The organism is Bradyrhizobium sp. STM 3561, assembly GCF_045571455.1.
In the GTDB taxonomy this organism is placed as follows: domain Bacteria; phylum Pseudomonadota; class Alphaproteobacteria; order Rhizobiales; family Xanthobacteraceae; genus Bradyrhizobium; species Bradyrhizobium vignae.
In genome coordinates this window covers 4637365-4655372 of record NZ_CP120695.1, presented here as the reverse complement: position 1 = coordinate 4655372, position 18008 = coordinate 4637365, and the positions used below count along the sequence as shown (strand labels likewise).

The window sequence follows — 18008 nt, the reverse complement described above, 5'->3', positions numbered from 1 at the left end:
TCAGCGCCTCCCCAGCAGGCCCTGGGGCCGGATGTACATCACGATGACGAGCAGCAGCAGCGCCGGAATGGTGCGGTAGGCCGGCGAGACCAGATAGGCCGTGAAGGTTTCGAGATAGCCGACCACGAAGGCCGCGATCAGTGAGCCGGAGACGCTGCCGAGGCCGCCGAGCACGACGATCGAGAACGCGCTCGCCGTCAGCGGTCCGACGCTGTAGGAGCTGACGCCCAAGAACATCCCGAGCAGCACGCCGGCGATGCCGGCGAGGGTGCCGTAGATCGCCCACACCACGATGTAGATGTTGGTGAGCTCGAACCCGAGCAGGGTGACGCCGCGAGGGTTCATCGAGGCCGCCAGCACCGCCTTGCCGATCCGGGTACGGTTCACCAGGAGCCACAACAGCGCGATGACGAGGCAGCATACGATCGCGGTGAAGATCTCGTTCGTCGGCGTGCGGACGCCGAGAATCTCGACCACGCCCTCGACGATCGGCAGCACGGTTTTGGCGTTGTTGGTGAAGAAGTAGGCGATCAGCTCCTGGATCATGATGCCCCACAGCAGCGTGCCGGTGAGGACGAAGATCTCCTTTTCCTCGTTCGGGATGCGCCGGGAATCCTGGATCGGTTTCACCACCGCAAAGTAAGTAGCAAAGGCGGTCAGGAGCGCAACGCCCACACCGATCAGCGCGCCGGCATAGGTGCCGACGCCGAGGATGCTCGCGGCAGCCCAGGCCGCCACCGCGGCCGCCACCATGATGGCGCCATGGGAGAGGTTGAGGACGCCGGAGACGCCGAAGATCAGCGTGAAGCCGGTGGCGCCGAGAGCGTAGAGAGCGCTGATGGCAAAGCCATCTATCAGAATCTGGAAAACTCGCATTGATGATTGGCCGCGTGGCAGTCAAACTGCCGCTTTGAGGGAAGGTGCTGCGAGGGTCGCAAATGGAAGCTCCCGGGAGGTGATCCCGGGAGCATGTCCCTGCCTAATTGCCGAGCTTGATGAAGCTCGGAAACTTGACGTCGGCTTTGGCGACCTCCTTGGGCCAGACCGCAACCTGCTTGCCGTCCTGCCACTGGAGCATCAGGCCGGTGATCAGGCCCTTGCCGTATTTGAGCGAGTGGGTGAACGGATCGTCCTTGCCGTAGAACTGGACCCGGCCGATCGTGCCTTCCCAGTCGGTCTTCTCCAGCGCGGTGACCAGCTTGTCGGCGTCGGTCGAGCCGGCGCGCTTCACTGCGTCTGCGATGTAGTAGACCTCGTCATAGGCGGTGTAGCCGGCATAGGACGGAAAGTTGCCGAACTTCTTCCTGAAGTTCTCCGCGAACGGCACCGACTTCGGTGTCACCGCCACGCCGGGACCGGAGACGCCCTGGTAGAGCACGCCTTCCGCGGCCTGGTTGGTGTCCTTGCCGAAGGTCTCGTTGGTCGCCTGCGAGGAGATGCCGAACATCGGGATCGGCACCTGCTGGTTCTTCCACTGCACCGTCGGCTGCACGCCCACGTGCGAGATGCCGGTGATGATCACGTCGGGCCTGGCGCCCTCGATCTTGTTGAAGATCGGCGTGAAGTCGGTGGTGTCAGGTGAGAAGCGAATGTGATCGAGCACCTTCAGCCCGATCTTGGGCAGGCATTCCTCGTAACCGACGTCGAGCGGCTTGGTCCACGCGGCATCTTCGCTCATGATGACAGCCGACTTCATGTGCATCTTGTCCACGAGCAGATCCTTGGCGGCGTCGCAGACCGACAGCGCCAGCGCCGCGGAGGTCAGGTAGCCGTGGAAGGTATATTTGTTCTTCTCGTAGTCGGCATGGACGCTCTTACTGATCTCGTTGGACGCCGCGCCCGGTGTGACGAACGGCGTCTTCAGCCGTGAGGCCCAGGGCTCCAGCGCCAGGACCACCTCGCTGATGTAGCTCGCGATGACCGCGTTGACCTTGTCCTCGTTCACCGCGCGCTGGAACGCGCGCACCGAGTCTGCCGAAGAGGAGTGGTTGTCGTAAGAGACGATCTCGATCTTGCGGCCGTCGACGCCGCCGCGTGCGTTGATCTCGTCCGCTGCAAGTTGCGCCGCCTGCGGGATCGATGCGCCCGCGATCGCCTGCGCTTCCGCGATCACGCCGATTCGGATCGGATCCGCTGCAAGCGCTGCGCCTGACACCGTGATCAGCGCACCGACCGCGGCCGCAGCGAGCGGTATTCGCAATGCAATAGAGAGTGGTTTTTTCATATGTTGTTCTCTCCCTTGAACAGGCCTCTTGTGAGCCATTGGGCCGCGACTATACCGGCCGAGACCTTCTCGGCAAGTGAAACTGCGTTCAGGATCGTGGGAGAGGACTAAAGTCTAGCGCTGCGCAATTGCGGGCAGGATACCTGCGGGACCCTCATCGCACGCAGGCATGCAGATTCCGTCGAGGGGCATGCGTGAGCATCAGGTGGTGCATTCCGAGGCGGACGCCATCGGAAGCAACGAAGCCGGAGGCGGCGGCGACCTCGGTCCGCTCGACGACAACGACATCGATGTCGTGGCGGCCCAGGAACTCAGCGGTGCAAGCGCCGATCACGCCGCCACAGATCACGATGCGCATGGCTTGTTCCTCGAAATGCGCAGGCGCCGAAGGAACATCAAGTCAATTTGGCGCCGGCGAGGAAGGCCGGCGCCTCGTCGTACTGGAGCTTGCATCGCTCAGCCCGGACCTGCGCCCTGCGTCGCCGTAAACACCGCATACGGTGACTGGCTCGCGGCCACGAACAGGCGGTTGCGCTTGGGTCCACCGAAGGTGATGTTGCCGCACACTTCCGGCAGGCGGATGCGGCCGAGCAGCTTGCCTTCCGGCGACCACACCGTCACGCCATTGTAGCCGACCGCGCGGCCGGCATTGCTGGAGGCCCAGATATTGCCATTGACGTCGCAGCGCAGGCCATCCGGTCCGCACTTCACGCCGTCGATCACGCAATCGCTGAACTTCGTGAGATTGGAGAGCTTGTTGTCGCTGCCGACATCGAACACGAAGATCTCGCCCTTGCCGCCGGGACCGGTGTCGCCCGGCCCTTTGCCGGTAGAGGCAATGTAGAGCTTTGCGGCCAGTTGCGAGGGCGGCGAGCCAATTCTTCGCGCGGTACAATGCGTGTCGCAGCGCCATACTTATTGTCGCCGGACGCGTGGTCCACCATCCGGGAGCCGTGGCGCGAGCCCATACTACGCTTGCTTCGATCACGAACGGACAGATCAGTCGAACTTCACCAGCCCCTGTTCGACCAATTTCTTGAGAATGGGCGCGGCGCCGCAGTACTTGACGGCCGCTTCAGGATCGAAAACGTGATCGCCCACGAACTTTCCCTTGGTGTAGTGATTCGTGCACGCCCAGAGAAATGGTGAATTGATTTTATGTTTGCGGTAGCCGAGGCCGTTGCTTTTTTCCAACTGGTACAGCATTTCGCCCGCCTCCAGCTGGTCGACTTCGTGAATCCGCCCAGCTCAAGATAGTCAGTCGCACTTTCCTCCCATGAAAAAGGTGGATTGCCGCTGCGCGGGCGGCCTGCGGGCACATGCACCGTTCTCGCAGTCAGTGGATCTCCGTTGTGCAGGTGTCTTCCGAAATCGAAATTACTCTCAACACCATGCAAGATGCCTATAAAATACCAAGGCACGTTCAGCTTATTGCCGACATCTTCATATCGCTTGCGCCCAGCCAATAGCGTTTTAGTTGCGCTTTCGACCTGAGCCTCTATATCTGGCGGAATTGAGCTGGTCACGAAGAGCTGAAGCATTTCGAGCAGCACGGCATTTTGTGCCGCGAGGCGCTCCGCGATGATCCTTTGTTGGTCCGCAAGTGCCCTTTGCCTCTCCGCGTCAGCCCTGGCATTCTCCGCGAGGGTTCGCTGTGCATTGGCTTCGCGTTGTTGGACATAGGCATACATCCAGCCTCCGCCGACGACGAGCACGAGAAGCGCTGCCACCGCCAATGCGATGCCTTGGCGGCGCAGTCGCGTGCGCGCCTGCGCCTTCTCGAGCTGGTCTTCCTGATCTCTACGTTCTCGCTCTGCCTGCGCAGCCAATTGTTTTTCGGACTCGGTGATACTGTCGGCAATGAATGCTCGCTCTGGTGCCGGCAAATTTGCGTCTGGACGCGCTTGCAGCCATTCCCGGGCCCGCTGAAGTTCGCGGCCGACCAACAGGCCCCTCTCATTGGCTGTGAATAGTTCGAACATGCGACCCAGCCGCTGCCGCCAGATCATGAACTCCCGGTCTTCTGCCAGCAATTTACTGAGCGGCGGCTGTCGCAGGAGCGCTTCGTGTGCGACCTCGATAACTTCGACCTCGGCTCCCGCATCCGTCCGTCGATCCCTGATCAGCAAGCGGCGTTCTGCAAACCGATCGATGAGGGGCAACGTCCTGGGCGGAAGATCGTCACGTTTGGCCACGCGTCGGACGAACTGCCCCGCGTCGTTGACCTGCACCAGATGAGGTATGAAGGCCTCCCGCCACAGCATCAATTGATCGTTCTCGTCCTTCGGTAGTTCACCCCTTGCGACTCCGTCGGCAAAGGCTCCCTTCACAACCGTTGCTATGACGCCCCTGAGGTGGCCGAGCGTTTCGTAATCGACCAGATTGAGTTCGTTGTCGGCGCTGTAATTTTCGTAAAGGTGCGCAAGCGTGAAAGCGAGAAGCGGCAGCGCATCCTGGCCGGACACGTCCCTCAGCAATTCATCGGTCAGCCTCGGATCAAGCTTGAGGGGCTTTGGCTCGAGCAGCCTTGCCGGCCCTTCGATCACCGCGCGGTATGAGCTCTCCAACATGGCTTCCAGAGGAAAAGTGTCCTTCGGAAACTCGGCGAACTTCGCCTCCGCCTGCAGGCGGGGAAGTGCGTCCGAGCGCATGGCGACCAGCGCTAAGGCATGAGCGGAATCGGACGTCAGCGTTCGGGTCAGGATGTCGATGAAGCGCTTGGCTTCCGCGCGGCCATCCTCTCCAAACAGCTCCTCACCTTGATCAATGGCGAGAACGATGGTCGGTGGCAACGCGTTCGTGCCATACAAATCAGGTTGATGCGCGATGTCCCGCAATGCGTCAAAAAGCTTGAGAAGACCGGCTTCGTCCGTCTCGATGAATTCCTGAATAGCGGCGCGGCTGCGCGGCAGGCCGCGCTTGCGGAATTCTCCGGCAAATCGTTCCTCGCTGATCTTGCTCAGGAGGGCCTGTGCAAGTCCGAAATCGCCCGAGATAGCGGCACGCTCCGGTCGGATCGTAGGAAGCGGCAACCAGGTCCGGTCGTCTCGATTGAGGCGCGGTAGAAGTCCAGCACGCAGAAACGACGACTTTCCTGATCCCGATGCTCCGAGAATCACGAGCATGCGATCGACACCGACCCGCGCAATGACACGCATTCTGTCGAGCGCGCGCACGATCTGCCCATCGCGCCCGAAGAAGATCGCCGCATCCTGCTCATCAAAATACGCAAACCCGGGATAAGGGCGGCGTCCGGGCTGAAGCTCGAAAGTCGATGGATCGAGCCCAGCAAGCTTTAGCCCTAGCGCCAGGCGCTTGTATTCATGAGCACCAGCATTGAGATCGATTGCTCGTCGGTGAGGTCGAGCGGCACGTCCGACTTGTCGGCCCCGATCAGAGCGATGATGATCTTCTTACCCATCAGACGGGCGGTGTCGATCTCCGCCCGGCACCAACGCGAGGCAAGCCATTGGTTGGAGATGAGCGCAAGCACCACCTCGCACCTCTGCGCAGCCTTCTGAAGCGCATCTTTCCAACGCTGGCCAGCCCCGATGCCACGTTCTGGGTCAAGATCGAGAAAGACATCGTCCCAGCCATTCGCTGTCAGCCAGTCCAAAACCTCCCTAGCCCGGTCACCATCGCTGCTCGAGTGACTGATGAAGATATTGCCCATTCATCCCAGCCTTACGGTCCTCGTTCCGAGGAGGACTTTTCCAGGTCACCCGCGCATGCCCGGCCGCAGCGGAAGGTTAGTCTGGTCCGGTGTCGGTTGCGAGGGGCGGAATCAAAACCGCTGCGCGATCGTGGGTCGCAATTTCGTCACCTTCGAATGCGTTGGGGTTGGAGGGCGCTGAACGGGGATAAAGCCGGAGCTCATTGTGCAGGTTGTCGTCTTGGTCATCCTTCTCGCGATCGCATTTGCGGCGGGCTATTTCACGCGGGATCACGTCTCCCGGAAAAGGCGGGCGGAGGCGCGCCGCTGGCGCGAGTACACGGAGCCCGATTGGCTCTCAGCCAACGCACCGGCCAACACCAACGAGATCACGAACGCCAGGACGGCTGCACCCGCGGTCACCGGCGAGCTCGGTCAGATGCTGAACCGCTGGGAAAACAGGGCCCGCGCCCGCCGCACCGGCACGGGATAGGCGTCTCCCTCGCAAATCTGGCAGCCTGGATGGAGCGGCAAGCAAAATCCAGGACAATGCTCCCGCATCGCGCTTCGCTCCCATGCGGGCGACGCCCTCTGTGCGGCTATCATCGACCGTTAGGTCACGTATGCTGACCATCTTTTGGCGTTGCAGTTGCAGCCATTTCTCGTCTAGAAACGGAACGCACTGAGCCCCCTGGCAACCAACCGTCAACGGTTTTGGCCGAGGATTTGTGGCTCAAAAGGGTCCGGCAATGCTGATTCGCGGCCAAATCGATGGGATTTCGGGGGAGGTGGCTCTGGCCGCCGCCACGATCCCGGCCGCGTCGCTGCCCACCCTCCTTATTGGCGGCCTTCTTCTTACTTGCCCCTGAGGGCCGGCTGGGCGCCACGCGCCTGGGCGCTCAGGGGTTGGTCGAGATCACCGGACACCTCAAGCGCCAAGGGACCAAACCGGTCTGAACGGCGCAAACGCTCAAAAGGAAATTTAGGAATGGCCACCCAGAACAAGTCCGAGAAGGACCGCGTCATCATTTTCGACACCACGCTGCGCGACGGCGAGCAGTGCCCCGGTGCCACCATGACCTTCGAGGAGAAGCTCGAAGTTGCCGAATTGCTGGACGATATGGGCGTCGACGTCATCGAGGCCGGCTTTCCGATCACCTCCGAAGGCGACTTCCAGGCGGTCAGCGAAATCGCCCGCCGCTCCAAGAATTCGGTGATCGCCGGCCTGTCGCGCGCGCATCCGGCCGATATCGACCGCTGCGCCGAGGCGGTGAAATTTGCAAAACGCGGCCGCGTCCACACCGTGATCGCGACCTCACCGTTGCATATGCGGGTGAAGCTGAACAAGACCCCGGAGCAGGTGATCGAGACCTCGGTCGCCATGGTCGCGCGCGCCCGCAACCAGATCGACGACGTCGAATGGTCCGCCGAGGACGGCACCCGCAGCGAGATGGACTTTTTGTGCCGCATCGTCGAGGCCGTGATCAAGGCCGGCGCCACCACGGTGAACATCCCCGACACCGTCGGCTACACGGTGCCGGAGGAATACACCCACTTCATGAAGACGCTGATCGAGCGCGTGCCGAATTCGGACAAGGCCGTGTTCTCCGTGCACTGCCATAACGACCTCGGCATGGCGGTGGCGAACTCGCTGGCCGGCATCACCGGCGGTGCGCGCCAGGTCGAGTGCACCATCAACGGCATCGGCGAGCGCGCCGGCAACGCTGCGCTCGAAGAGATCGTGATGGCGATCAACGTCCGTAACGACAAATTCCCCTACTGGAACAAGATCGACACCACCCAGCTCACCCGCGCCTCGAAGCTGGTGTCGGCGGCGACCTCGTTTCCGGTCCAGTACAACAAGGCCATCGTGGGCCGGAATGCCTTCGCGCATGAGAGCGGCATCCATCAGGACGGCGTGCTGAAGGACGCTTCCACCTACGAGATCATGCGCCCCGAGATGGTCGGCCTGAAGCAGTCCTCGCTGGTGCTCGGCAAGCATTCCGGCCGCCATGCCTTCGTGCACAAGCTGGAGGAGATGGGCTACAAGCTCGGTCCGAACCAGCTGGAAGACGCGTTCAACAGGATGAAGGCGCTCGCCGACCGCAAGAAGGACATTTACGACGAGGACATCGAGGCGCTGGTGGACGAGGAGATGGCGGCATCGCACGACCGCATCAAGCTGACTTCGCTGACGGTGATCGCGGGCACCCATGGTCCGCAGCGCGCCACCATGAAGCTCGACGTCGATGGCCAGATCAGGATCGAGGAAGCCGAGGGCAACGGTCCGGTGGACGCGGTGTTCAACTGCATCAAGCGCCTGGTGCCGCACGAGGCCAAGCTCGAGCTGTACCAGGTCCACGCCGTCACCGAAGGCACCGACGCCCAGGCGGAAGTCTCGGTGCGGCTGTCGCAGGACGGTCGCTCGATGACAGCGCGCGCGGCGGATCCGGATACGCTGGTGGCCTCGGCCAAGGCCTATCTCGGCGCGCTCAACAAGATCGTCATGAAGCGCCAGCGCGATACGGTGACGACGGCCGCGGCGAGCTGAGGCGCGTCAGCGTGTCATTCCGGGGCGCCTCGAAGGCGAACCCGGAATCTCGAGATTCCGGGTCTGGTCCTTCGGACCATCCCGGAATGACGCCGATTGTGGTGGCGAATAGCTGCCCTGCTAAGGGCCAATAGCGGCTCCATCTCCCAGCCGCTATTGATGCAGCCGGAGCAAGGATTGGCCGCCTACGCGCCGGGCGGCCCAAAAAACAACAGGGAGAGACTATGCGCACCTTCGCGATCGCCGCGTCCATCGCGGTCCTGGCCCTCGGTTTGACCGGGCCGGCACTGGCGCAATCGCCGATCATCATCAAATTCAGTCACGTCGTCGCCACCGACACGCCGAAGGGCAAGGGCGCGGAGAAATTCAAGGAGCTCGCCGAGAAATACACCGGCGGCAAGGTCAAGGTCGAGGTCTACCCGAACTCGACGCTCTACAAGGACAAGGAAGAGCTCGAGGCGCTGCAGCTCGGCAGTGTGCAGATGCTGGCACCGTCCAACTCCAAGTTCGGTCCGCTCGGCATCCGCGAGTTCGAGGTGTTCGATCTGCCCTACATCCTGCCCGACCTGAAGACGCTGCGGAAGGTGACGGAAGGGCCCCTCGGAGCAAAGCTGCTCAAGCTGCTCGAACCCAAGGGCATCACCGGCCTCGCCTATTGGGACAACGGCTTCAAGCAGATGAGCGCCAACAAGAAGTTGATCACGCCGGCCGACTACCAGGGCGTCAAATTCCGCATCCAGTCCTCGCGTGTGCTGCAGGCCCAGTTCAAGGCGCTCGGCTCTCTGCCGCAGGTGATGGCGTTCTCGGAAGTCTATCAGGCGCTCCAGACCGGCGTGGTCGACGGCCAGGAGAACACCTGGTCGAACATCTATACCCAGAAGATGCACGAGGTGCAGAAGTACATCACTGAGACCAATCACGGCTACATCGGCTACGTCGTGATCGTGAACAAGAAGTTCTGGGACGATCTGCCGGCCGACATCCGCGGCCAGCTGTCCAAGGCGATGAAGGAAGCGACCGACTTCAACAACGCGCAGTCGCAGAAGGAGAACGACGGCGCGCTGGCCGAGATCAAGAAGAACGGCAAGAGCGAGATCATCAAGCTCACCGCCGATCAGGACGAAGCGATGCGCAAGGCGATGGAGCCGGTCTATAAGGATGCCGCGGGCCGCGTCGGCCAGGGGCTGATCGACGAGTTCCTGAAGGAAGCAAAGAGCACGACGAACTGACCTGAACAGAGGATCAACGAAGGGCTTCCGCGCACCGCACGGAAGCCCGATGTGTTGCAAATCATTTCAGTTTGCATCTGAACGGACATTCACGGCCGTTGCATCTGCCTAAAGCGCGATGAGATTTGGATGAATCGTCATCGCGCTTTAGCTTGTTGTTTACGCATGATCTTCCCGGAAAACCGCTTCGCACTTTTCCGGATCATGCTTTAGAAACGCGCTCTCTGTCCAAGTTGTAAGTTGCGCGTCAGCCTCCTCGCGCTCATCCTCGCGGGCATCCTTCCAGAGGAGGTCCGGATGAAGAAGTTCACCATCGCCGCCATCGCCGTGCTCAGCATTGCCGGCTCGGGCGCGGTCTATGCCCAATATCATCGCCCGTGGATGGAGCACGTCCGCCACATGCGCATGAACCCCGAGGACCGCGCCGCCTTCGTCGATGCGCGGATTGCCGCCGTCCATGCCGGCTTGAGGCTCAACGCCGACCAGGAGAAGCTGTGGCCGCCCGTCGAGGCCGCGGTGCGCGACTTCGCCAAACTGCGGATCGATCGCGCCAATGCGCGGATGAATGCCGGCCCAGGTGACACGTCGAGGGATACCGACAGGCCGGACGATCCGATTGCCCGTCTGCGCCAGCGCGCCGAGGACATGGGCGCCAGTTCCGCCGCCCTGAAGAAGATCGCCGATGCCGCCGATCCGCTCTACAAGACCCTGGACGAGGGCCAGAAACGGCGCCTCGCCGTGCTGACCCGTCACCGCGGCCCATTCGGCGGCGGGGAGGATGGCCCGCCCCGGCACTTCATGGAACGGGGCATGGACCGGATGATGGAGAGGGGCATGGAGCACTTCCATCATGACCGGTTCGACCGCGACGGCGGCGAGGGGCGGGACCGCGAGGGCCGGCTCTGAGCGGGGCCGGTTTCTGTGTCCGTTACCCCTGGCGAAGCCGCTGGAATCCAGCGGCTTTTCGCATTTCCGGAGCTGCGGACGAAGCCTTGCTGAACCCCTTGGAAAACTTGCGCCCGATCGCTTGCCATCCCCGGATCGCTTTGCTAAACGACCGGCCTCGCAAGGCATTGACCGCCTTTCGGGCGCATAGCTCAGTTGGTAGAGCAGCTGACTCTTAATCAGCGGGTCCCAGGTTCGAGCCCTGGTGCGCCCACCAAGCTTTTCAATAGCTTAGGTACTGGCAAGGCCGCCGTTCCAGCCGACCGTTAGTGGCCTTTCTTCGTACAATTGGAATATCTGCGGCGCCTTATCGGACCGCTACGGCCCTGAGGCGAGCCATGCCTGACGCAAGCGCGAGTCGCGCTTGGAGCTTCGGAAGAATATGACGCTCGCAGGTGATCGCTGTCACGGGCGCACTCGCGTGCGATAGCTCGTTGCTCGGAGCCTTCGCGCGCGCGACGCCGACGCTGATCGTCGTCTTTCTCGGGCGCGCCGCGCCTCCGCCCTTCGAACTTTCTCCCGGAGCCGCTGCAATTGAGCGAGCAGGCTAACGAGCTCGATTGTTGTGTGACGCAGAACTGCCAGGTTGCAAACCCCACTACTCACTACAAACACCCCCAAACAGGCCCTTGGCGAATCCGTGACGGGAAGCTCGGATTTGTGATGACGTGCCAATGAGGTCTAAGCGATGGGTGCTCGGGCCGTCCGTTCGCTTTACGACGATACGCGGAAACAATTTCGCGCATCATCCTGGTGCGTTGCAACAAGATGCGTGCATCGGAAAATGTGAATTTGGGCGCCTCTCTGAAACGGACTCGTCATTTGGCTCAGCACGAGGGAGCCGCTCCAAGGATCTCCGCCGTCCGGACAATTGGCTCTTCGACCCAGGCCTCGCGGGCGAACCAGTTGTGATTGGCCTGACAGATCGGACAACGAGTATTGCCGAAGAACACGATGCTCCGCAGGAAAGTCTCACGATCGGATTTGATGCCGGTGGGAATCGCGCGACCGGTTTGCGGACACTTGACCATGACCATGCCCATACGAGCCTCCCTGAAACACGTATTTGTCGAGTGAAAGGGCCGGTCGGCTGGAGCGCGCTCTCGTAGGTGCGGGTGACTTGGGGGGCATCGCACCTGGGGTCGTTGTTCGAGCAAAGGGCAGCTTGCTCGTGACGACGCTTCTCCAACCGACCGGATTCCTGCTTGGCGATTTATTGGGATGCCGCCGGCTTCGTGCGGCAACGCTGAATGGTGCTGCGATCTCAACCGAAAGCTTCTGGAAGGCCCCTGACAATTGTCGTGTAGAAATGCCTGAGACTTCGTGCGGAATGGTCCGCTCGCGACGAAACCATTTTCTTCCTCTCGACGGACGGATCGGCCAATCGCATCACTCGTTTCACTCCCAACTGCGTATTTCGTTAATATTCTCTGTTTGCATTTAATGTGCAAATTAAAATTTGCTCTGTCGGTCTGATTTGCGACTCTCGGCAGATTTATTTTTTTGCGCGGCGCGATGCATTGCTGAACCCATCAGTGCCTCTCCCGTAGGCTTCAGCAGCCCTATCCTCGATGGCGGCTCTGTGCGTGCTGCGGTTTGTGCGCGGTATTGAATGGTCGCGCGAGGTTCAAATATGAAACAAATTTTGATTGTAAGCTAAATATATAAATCTCGTTGTTAATTGCTGCCGATCACGTAAGCTAAACTGGTCGAAGTTTCTTCGGCTGGAGGAGACGATGTGGGAATTAATTCTTAACGGGCACGACCTCACCTCGGAGTCACCGCAATTGGCTCAGATGCGCGCGGAGTTGGTAAGCATTGGCGAGAAGGAGCGCATTCTGAGAGAGCGGAGTGCCGATCGCGAAGCTTATCGGTACCTCTTGGACGCTCATCGGTTGATCGCGAAAGCGAGCCTTATTGGAGAGCAGGTGTTGAAGATTTCTCCGCAAGAAAGGGGCAAGGACGGTCAGCTTGCGGCATGACCGACTGGATTGTCATTTCGAAAGCGCAGGCGACGGCCGTCCGTTTGTCGGGTGCCGCCAAAACAGCGCATCCCGGACGCTGTCGCCGCCTCGCCGGTGCAGGGCGAGGCAGATTTGTTCACATTGGTTGAAGCCGTGCTGGAAAGATCGTCGGCAGAGATGGTGTTGAGACCGGCCCCGGATGCAGTATTTGCGCTGCTCGACGGTCGATCAATGCTGTTCAGCGAGGCAGGGCAGAAGATCTTTGAAATCGACCGGGTCGGGGCATTCATTTGGTGTAAGTTGGCGCAAGGCGCCTCTCTGCAAGACGTCTATCAGGGACTTGCGGAGCTCGGCATTGACGAGCACACGGCACGCCGGTTCACGCGACAGGTCGTAAATGTCTGGATCGATCGAGCGTTGCTCGAAGTCGATTGGCGAATGCCGACCGATTTCGCCTTCTCGGCTAATCTAGGTCGGCACCGAATAAGCGTCCGAGCGGCGAATCGGGACCTCTTGAGGCGGCTGCTTTCGCCATTTTGTGTTTCGGACCAGGGCGGGGACGGCGACATCGCGATCGAGGCAATGATGCTGGACGAGCAGGTGCTCTTGCGCAGAGAGGATTCCAGCATCTCCAGATGTGACGTCGAAGCACTGGCTCCTACAATCAAAGCTCACGTCACCGAGCGGCTTATTCGAAGCAATCGTTGGGTCTTCTCCCTTCATGCCGCTTCTCTCGTGAAAGACGGCATGGGCCTGCTGTTGTGCGGTCAACCGGGAGCCGGAAAGTCGACCCTCACACTGCAGCTGGTGGACGCCGGATTTCGCTACGCCGGCGATGACGTTGCGCTGGTCGGCGCTGACGGAACGATCTGCGGAATCCCGTTTGCGATCACCCTCAAGGAGGGATCGTGGGACTTGCTCTCGCGACTACATGGCGACCGGTACGACGCGACGCATTGCCGCTCCGACGGCGTTCGAGTAAGGTACCTACCCATTGCGGATGCGCAGGACCAATGCGTTTCCGCAGGCTGGATCATCTTCTTGAACCGGGTCGCGGGCGGTCCGGCCGAACTGACTGCGATAGATCAGTTGGATTCGATGAAGCGGCTCATCGAGAACGCATTTGCTGCTGACGGAAGATTGTCGCAGACCGGTTTTTTCGCTCTAAAGCGGATTGTTGCGGGCGCGCGATCACTTCAACTCAACTACTGCGAGGCCGTGGAGGCTCGGCGCTTGCTCATGGAATTGTGCAATGGCAAGGCATAGCGGCGCGCTCACGAGCCTCTGCAATTGCTTGCGAGGCATGCCGCCCGTCGACATAGACTGGACGTCCGTCATCGGGCTCGCAAATCAGACCCTGACCACGCCGGCTCTCATCGACTATGTCGACAAATATGCAGGGATGCTGCCGGAGGACGTCTGCACATACATCCGCCATATCCACGGCCGAAACGTGCTGCGGAACGATCGGCTGCTCGCTCAGCTGGAAGAAGCTGTGGTTGCGATGAATGGCGAGGGAGTTACGCCGATATTGATCAAGGGGGCAGCGACGCTGGCCACCACGCCGGCCGAGCGACGAGGCGTTCGGCTGATGTGTGATCTTGATATCATGGTTCAGCCGAACGAAACCGAACGCGGACTCGCCGCTCTGCGGGCAATTGGCTATGAAATTCATGATCAGGCGCCCCCCGGAAGCCAGAGATGGTGTGTCGACTTGAACCGGTCGGGCGACGTCGGAGCCATCGATCTGCAGCAGGCCGCTCCCGGCCCTATGTATCTCTACCGCGGCCCCGGACTTGCTCTAAGCCACTGCGTCCCGGCCATGTTGAGCTCGGGGAGAGTGCATATTCCCAAGCCAATCTACCGGGCGCTCACCCTGATCATCCATGATCAATTTCAAGACTATGGGTACTGGCTCGGCGACCTCGACCTGCGGCATCTTGTAGAATTACGCGATCTAAACGATTCCGCCGAGCCTCTCGATTGGGAGAAGCTTGCCGCTCTTGTCTCGGGCGAATTGATGAAGAACGCGGTCGAAACCCAGTTGATCGCTCTTGCCGAGCTGCTTGGCGTCGATATTCCGCGCGCGTTACGCTCCCGACTGATCCCTCGCCTGCAGTTCATGCGACAGTCGATGCAAGCACGGTTGCCGGCTACGCGCGTTCCCTTCCTCGCATTGATGGCCCTGGATCTCGGAAATTACCGGAAAGCGGCACGCGGCGCCCGGCAAGCCGCCGCGCATCCGCGTGGACTGTGGTCCTTGCCGAAAGTGGGCACCGTGCAGTTCCTGTTGAAGACGGCCTTCGCCGAGCGCGCAGGGAAGGTCTAAACCGGGAGCGCCTTCGGTGTGCCCGGCATGTCCCCAGGGCTAACGTCTTCAATCGACTGCGAGCGCAGCGAGTGGAGCATTTCGCTCCTGACGGTATTTGCGGTGGGGGGCGCCGCCATCAATGCTCGTGACCTCCAGCATTCCGGCTCGGCGCTTCGCCGTTCTCGGGGATCCTGAACTCCTCCAGCGTGTGCCCCGATTGAAGCGCTGCGACCAACCAGCGTGGCTGTTTGCCGCGCCCAGACCAGGTCTCTGTGGGCTTGAGTGGGTTGAAGTATTTCGGAACGACCTTCGGGTATTTACGCCGAGGGGCCTGACTTGAGCCAGCCGCTGTCGCCCCGCCCCCCATCGCGCCTAATTGATCCGTCTGATTGAGTTGCGCCAGGCGCTTTTCCAATTCCCGCTTTTCGGCTGTGATCTTTTCAGCCAGAATCTTTGTCAGCTCCTCGTGGAGGAGCCAAAGTTCTTCAAAATCCATGGCTTCGAGATCCTGCCTTCGCATAGTATTCTCGGCACCGTTCGACCGGCCCCTTGCTACCAGTCCATTAGCTGCGTCGAATAACGCGCCCATGGACAGGGAGAGCAAGGCTTGGACTTCAAAATTCGCGCGACAATAAATAAATGGTATAATTATTTAATATATATTGCGAGGATTATTTTCATCCATTTATTGCGAGGGCGAGGAAATCTTGCTGAAGGCCCGGAGAGAAGCTCCACTGGTCCGCTGCCAAGTGGCGAACAATCGGTCCATCCTCCTTCGGCCGATATCAAGCCGAAGTTACCAATTCACCTGCGACCATCAGCCCCGATAGAAATGGCAATTATAAGCGCGCGATTGAGGCGGGTCGACGACCGGATTTGAGAAGATTGCCAACGAAGAAAAATGGCCTTGCGCGCCGGTCATGTTGGCCAGCGCGGCGAGGAGAGTGAGCTTGCGCCCATGAGACACTCCCCGCTTGAATCGTACCTCGGTGCTCGCGGGGCGCGTGTTGTTACTCCAGGCGCTATTAAATTTGAGCGGATAATCCGTTTTTTGGTCTTGATTGGAACCGGCGACGCAGTTATGTGGGGCAACGAACTTGCCGTTCGGTTCCACGGTATTTTACACCGACCCGACCTAGGTCCTTGATTACTAGGCCGGGATTATATTAAATGGACGCAACCACAGGATGTTAGCATGTCGACTAAGAAGCTCGAACTAGAAGCGATGTCCCTCGATGATCTATGGTCGCTTCATGGGGAGATCAGCGGCATTTTGTCGGATCGGATCAAGGCGGAAAAGCAGGAACTTGAGAAGCGTCTGGCGGTTCTCGGCGGCGGGATGGCCGCGTTAGCCGAAACAAGCGGGTTGCGCATTTCTCCCAACGGCAAGCAGAGGCGCAAATATCCGCGCGTACTGCCGAAATATCGTAACCCGCAAACTTCCGAAACTTGGTCGGGACGTGGCAAGCGGCCGCGTTGGTTGGTTGCTGCCATGAAATCCGGCCGTCGGATCGAGGAGTTTCGCATCGGAGAGGCTCCGAAGCTTCGGCAGCGGGCGTGAGAACTTGCTGCGCCAGCGAACTGGCGCAGCTCGACGCTTTGAGTCGAGATCGATCCTAGTAGGCGTTGCGGCCTCGCCAGACCTCCAGCGGAGTTCGCAACAGGATTGCGAGATCCAGCCGAATACTCCAATTGTCGATATACCAGAGGTCGTACTGGACACGTGCTTCGATCATCGACGCCGTGGGCGTTGCGCCGCGGCAGCCGTGGATCTGGGCCCATCCGGTCAGTCCTGGTCTGACCCTGCGGCGAAAGGCGTAATTTCGCAAGAGCTTGTCAAACTGTCCGTCGTGGGCCAAGGCGTGGGGACGCGGCCCCACCAAGGACATGCTGCCCTCGAGCACATTGAGCAGCTGCGGCAACTCATCGAAACTGGTTCGACGTAGCCACCTGCCCACGCGGGTGATGCGTTGGTCGACGGGGGTGGCCTGAAGGATCACGGGACCGTCCTCGAGCACATGCATGGTCCGAAATTTGCGGATCAAGAATGTCCGACCATTAAAGCCACAGCGTTTCTGTCGGAACAACACGGGGCCGGGAGAATCCAGCTTGATTGCGATTGCGGCAAGCGCAAGCAGCGGTGCGGATATTGCCAAAGCGAGGCCGGCGCCAAGAATATCGACGATTCGTTTGGTCACGCACTCGAACGGGGTAAGGGGACCGCGCTGCAATTCTACGCAAAGGGCACTTCCAAGGCTGCGCGTAGGATGTCGAAGCAATTCGGCTGTTGTGCCGACCGGCACGAACATGATCGGGAACGGCAATACCCGCAACTCGGCAACAAAGGCCCGGAGCTCGGGCCATCGTTCCGGGCTGGCTTCGACCACCACGTGGTCGAGCCGAGTGTTGCGAACGTAGTCGATCACCCGGGAACTCAGCCGCCTTCGACCGGCAGGACTGAAGCCAATTGGGGGTAGGCTGAACCGTCGCTTGACAGAATAACCGTGCATAGCCAGGGCTTCGGACAGGCCCGCATTTTTCGATAGCGGCTGATCGCTGATCAGAACAATGTTCGTGCTGGCGAACTTTCTTCCGGTGACGCACCTGAGCAGCAATGCCCTCGTAGTATACCGCTCGGCGATCAACGCGATCAAACCGAGTATGGCAAAGAGCGGGCCAGCCCCTTGGGACAAGTCAGGGCAAAAGTTGAATGTGTCCATCATGCCGGCGAGTAGAAGTAACCATGCCCAAGCCATGCACACGCGGCGGATTTGGCTTCGCAGCGCCAGGAGTTCAGTCACTCTATACAGACCGTTTGCCCTCCATACCGAAACGAAGATTACAGTCGCAAGGATAGCGGAGCCGAAGATCTTACCCCCGTCGCCGGCGGCTCCGCCGTTATGAAGCTGGTAGAGCAATATAGAAAAAACACCTGCGAACAGGATGGTTGCAGCGTCCGCGCAAAGCGCGACCAATTCAATCCACTCGTACCGGACCGGCCATTTTCGCTCGGCAGTCCCCGACAAATCTAGCCCGAGGCTAGCCATGGGGCTGCCACGGTCTCTGACATCTCGGTTGACAAAATTCATTGCCTGAGGGCGGTTCGATATTTCGGTGTCCATTTAATTTATT

General features: G+C 60.3%; 17 protein-coding genes, 1 tRNA gene and 1 pseudogene. 9 read left to right on the top strand and 10 right to left on the bottom strand.

Features of this window, described 5'->3' with window-relative positions; translation table 11 throughout:
- The 6 genes and pseudogenes from P6U28_RS22135 to P6U28_RS22110 form a co-directional block, all read right to left on the bottom strand.
- Entirely contained in the window at positions 1-876 is an 876-nt protein-coding gene (locus P6U28_RS22135) for a branched-chain amino acid ABC transporter permease (RefSeq protein ID WP_129143961.1), read from the bottom strand.
- Positions 877-979: 103 nt separating this feature from the next.
- Positions 980-2224, bottom strand: a complete 1245-nt coding sequence (locus P6U28_RS22130; protein ID WP_122402081.1) for an ABC transporter substrate-binding protein — start codon at positions 2222-2224, stop codon at positions 980-982.
- A gap of 154 nt (positions 2225-2378) precedes the next feature.
- On the bottom strand, positions 2379-2582 hold the full coding sequence (locus P6U28_RS22125; protein ID WP_245509538.1) for a hypothetical protein: 204 nt from the start codon (positions 2580-2582) through the stop codon (positions 2379-2381).
- A 98-nt stretch (positions 2583-2680) separates the two neighbouring features.
- Positions 2681-3073, bottom strand: a pseudogene (locus P6U28_RS22120) (SMP-30/gluconolactonase/LRE family protein); the annotation flags it as partial.
- A gap of 161 nt (positions 3074-3234) precedes the next feature.
- Entirely contained in the window at positions 3235-5535 is a 2301-nt protein-coding gene (locus P6U28_RS22115) for a hypothetical protein (RefSeq protein WP_407123097.1), read from the bottom strand.
- Complete coding sequence (locus P6U28_RS22110; protein WP_407119894.1) at positions 5526-5897, bottom strand: toll/interleukin-1 receptor domain-containing protein; 372 nt, start codon at positions 5895-5897, stop codon at positions 5526-5528. Before P6U28_RS22110 ends, P6U28_RS22115 begins: the two co-directional genes overlap by 10 nt.
- Positions 5898-6099: 202 nt before the next feature.
- On the opposite strand from P6U28_RS22110, the gene P6U28_RS22105 reads away from it, so the two are divergent.
- The 5 genes from P6U28_RS22105 (at position 6100) to P6U28_RS22085 (ending at position 10818) form a co-directional block, all read left to right on the top strand.
- Entirely contained in the window at positions 6100-6369 is a 270-nt protein-coding gene (locus P6U28_RS22105; RefSeq protein ID WP_129143958.1) for a hypothetical protein, read from the top strand.
- A 495-nt stretch (positions 6370-6864) separates the two neighbouring features.
- Positions 6865-8427 carry a 2-isopropylmalate synthase gene (locus P6U28_RS22100; protein ID WP_407119892.1) on the top strand — a complete coding sequence of 521 codons (1563 nt, stop codon included), beginning with the start codon at positions 6865-6867 and terminating at the stop codon, positions 8425-8427.
- A gap of 224 nt (positions 8428-8651) precedes the next feature.
- Positions 8652-9656 (top strand): TRAP transporter substrate-binding protein, encoded by a 1005-nt coding sequence (locus P6U28_RS22095; RefSeq protein ID WP_407119891.1) that lies wholly within the window; start codon positions 8652-8654, stop codon positions 9654-9656.
- A 297-nt stretch (positions 9657-9953) separates the two neighbouring features.
- Positions 9954-10562, top strand: a complete 609-nt coding sequence (locus tag P6U28_RS22090) for a Spy/CpxP family protein refolding chaperone (protein ID WP_407119890.1) — start codon at positions 9954-9956, stop codon at positions 10560-10562.
- Between the two features lie 180 nt (positions 10563-10742).
- Positions 10743-10818: transfer RNA gene (locus P6U28_RS22085), tRNA-Lys, on the top strand.
- 610 nt (positions 10819-11428) lie between these two features.
- Here the strand turns inward: P6U28_RS22085 and P6U28_RS22080 are convergent.
- A complete protein-coding gene (locus P6U28_RS22080) occupies positions 11429-11644 on the bottom strand; it encodes a hypothetical protein (RefSeq protein WP_122402096.1) in 216 nt (71 codons plus the stop codon).
- A gap of 693 nt (positions 11645-12337) precedes the next feature.
- Here P6U28_RS22080 and P6U28_RS22075 point away from each other — a divergent pair.
- From P6U28_RS22075 to P6U28_RS22065, 3 genes are read left to right on the top strand one after another with little or no spacing between them, the layout of a single operon-like run.
- Positions 12338-12583 (top strand): hypothetical protein, encoded by a 246-nt coding sequence (locus tag P6U28_RS22075; RefSeq protein WP_407119888.1) that lies wholly within the window; start codon positions 12338-12340, stop codon positions 12581-12583.
- Positions 12584-12634: 51 nt separating this feature from the next.
- On the top strand, positions 12635-13831 hold the full coding sequence (locus P6U28_RS22070; RefSeq protein WP_407119886.1) for a serine/threonine protein kinase: 1197 nt from the start codon (positions 12635-12637) through the stop codon (positions 13829-13831).
- Positions 13818-14894, top strand: a complete 1077-nt coding sequence (locus tag P6U28_RS22065; protein WP_407119885.1) for a nucleotidyltransferase family protein — start codon at positions 13818-13820, stop codon at positions 14892-14894. Before P6U28_RS22070 ends, P6U28_RS22065 begins: the two co-directional genes overlap by 14 nt.
- 118 nt (positions 14895-15012) lie before the next feature.
- On the opposite strand, the gene P6U28_RS22060 is transcribed toward P6U28_RS22065, so the two are convergent.
- Positions 15013-15396, bottom strand: a complete 384-nt coding sequence (locus P6U28_RS22060) for an H-NS family nucleoid-associated regulatory protein (RefSeq protein ID WP_407119884.1) — start codon at positions 15394-15396, stop codon at positions 15013-15015.
- A gap of 297 nt (positions 15397-15693) precedes the next feature.
- Positions 15694-15990, bottom strand: a complete 297-nt coding sequence (locus P6U28_RS22055; protein WP_407119882.1) for a hypothetical protein — start codon at positions 15988-15990, stop codon at positions 15694-15696.
- An 81-nt stretch (positions 15991-16071) separates the two neighbouring features.
- Between P6U28_RS22055 and P6U28_RS22050 the strand changes: the two genes are divergently transcribed.
- Positions 16072-16437, top strand: a complete 366-nt coding sequence (locus P6U28_RS22050) for an H-NS family nucleoid-associated regulatory protein (RefSeq protein ID WP_407119880.1) — start codon at positions 16072-16074, stop codon at positions 16435-16437.
- A gap of 55 nt (positions 16438-16492) precedes the next feature.
- On the opposite strand, the gene P6U28_RS22045 is transcribed toward P6U28_RS22050, so the two are convergent.
- Positions 16493-17998: an exopolysaccharide biosynthesis polyprenyl glycosylphosphotransferase gene (locus tag P6U28_RS22045; protein ID WP_407119878.1), complete on the bottom strand. Its 1506-nt coding sequence runs from the start codon at positions 17996-17998 to the stop codon at positions 16493-16495.
- Between the last annotated feature and the right edge of the window lie 10 nt (positions 17999-18008).

Bases quoted from the DNA above. Each gene is read 5' to 3' on its own strand.
- P6U28_RS22130 (WP_122402081.1), bottom strand. From the start codon at position 2,224: ATGAAAAAACCACTCTCTATTGCATTGCGAATACCGCTCGCTGCGGCC.
- P6U28_RS22095 (WP_407119891.1), top strand. From the start codon at position 8,652: ATGCGCACCTTCGCGATCGCCGCGTCCATCGCGGTCCTGGCCCTCGGT.
- P6U28_RS22135 (WP_129143961.1), bottom strand. From the start codon at position 876: ATGCGAGTTTTCCAGATTCTGATAGATGGCTTTGCCATCAGCGCTCTC.
- P6U28_RS22045 (WP_407119878.1), bottom strand. From the start codon at position 17,998: ATGGACACCGAAATATCGAACCGCCCTCAGGCAATGAATTTTGTCAAC.
- P6U28_RS22100 (WP_407119892.1), top strand. From the start codon at position 6,865: ATGGCCACCCAGAACAAGTCCGAGAAGGACCGCGTCATCATTTTCGAC.
- P6U28_RS22080 (WP_122402096.1), bottom strand. From the start codon at position 11,644: ATGGGCATGGTCATGGTCAAGTGTCCGCAAACCGGTCGCGCGATTCCC.
- P6U28_RS22110 (WP_407119894.1), bottom strand. From the start codon at position 5,897: ATGGGCAATATCTTCATCAGTCACTCGAGCAGCGATGGTGACCGGGCT.
- P6U28_RS22050 (WP_407119880.1), top strand. From the start codon at position 16,072: ATGTCGACTAAGAAGCTCGAACTAGAAGCGATGTCCCTCGATGATCTA.
- P6U28_RS22090 (WP_407119890.1), top strand. From the start codon at position 9,954: ATGAAGAAGTTCACCATCGCCGCCATCGCCGTGCTCAGCATTGCCGGC.
- P6U28_RS22065 (WP_407119885.1), top strand. From the start codon at position 13,818: ATGGCAAGGCATAGCGGCGCGCTCACGAGCCTCTGCAATTGCTTGCGA.
- P6U28_RS22075 (WP_407119888.1), top strand. From the start codon at position 12,338: ATGTGGGAATTAATTCTTAACGGGCACGACCTCACCTCGGAGTCACCG.
- P6U28_RS22125 (WP_245509538.1), bottom strand. From the start codon at position 2,582: ATGCGCATCGTGATCTGTGGCGGCGTGATCGGCGCTTGCACCGCTGAG.
- P6U28_RS22060 (WP_407119884.1), bottom strand. From the start codon at position 15,396: ATGCGAAGGCAGGATCTCGAAGCCATGGATTTTGAAGAACTTTGGCTC.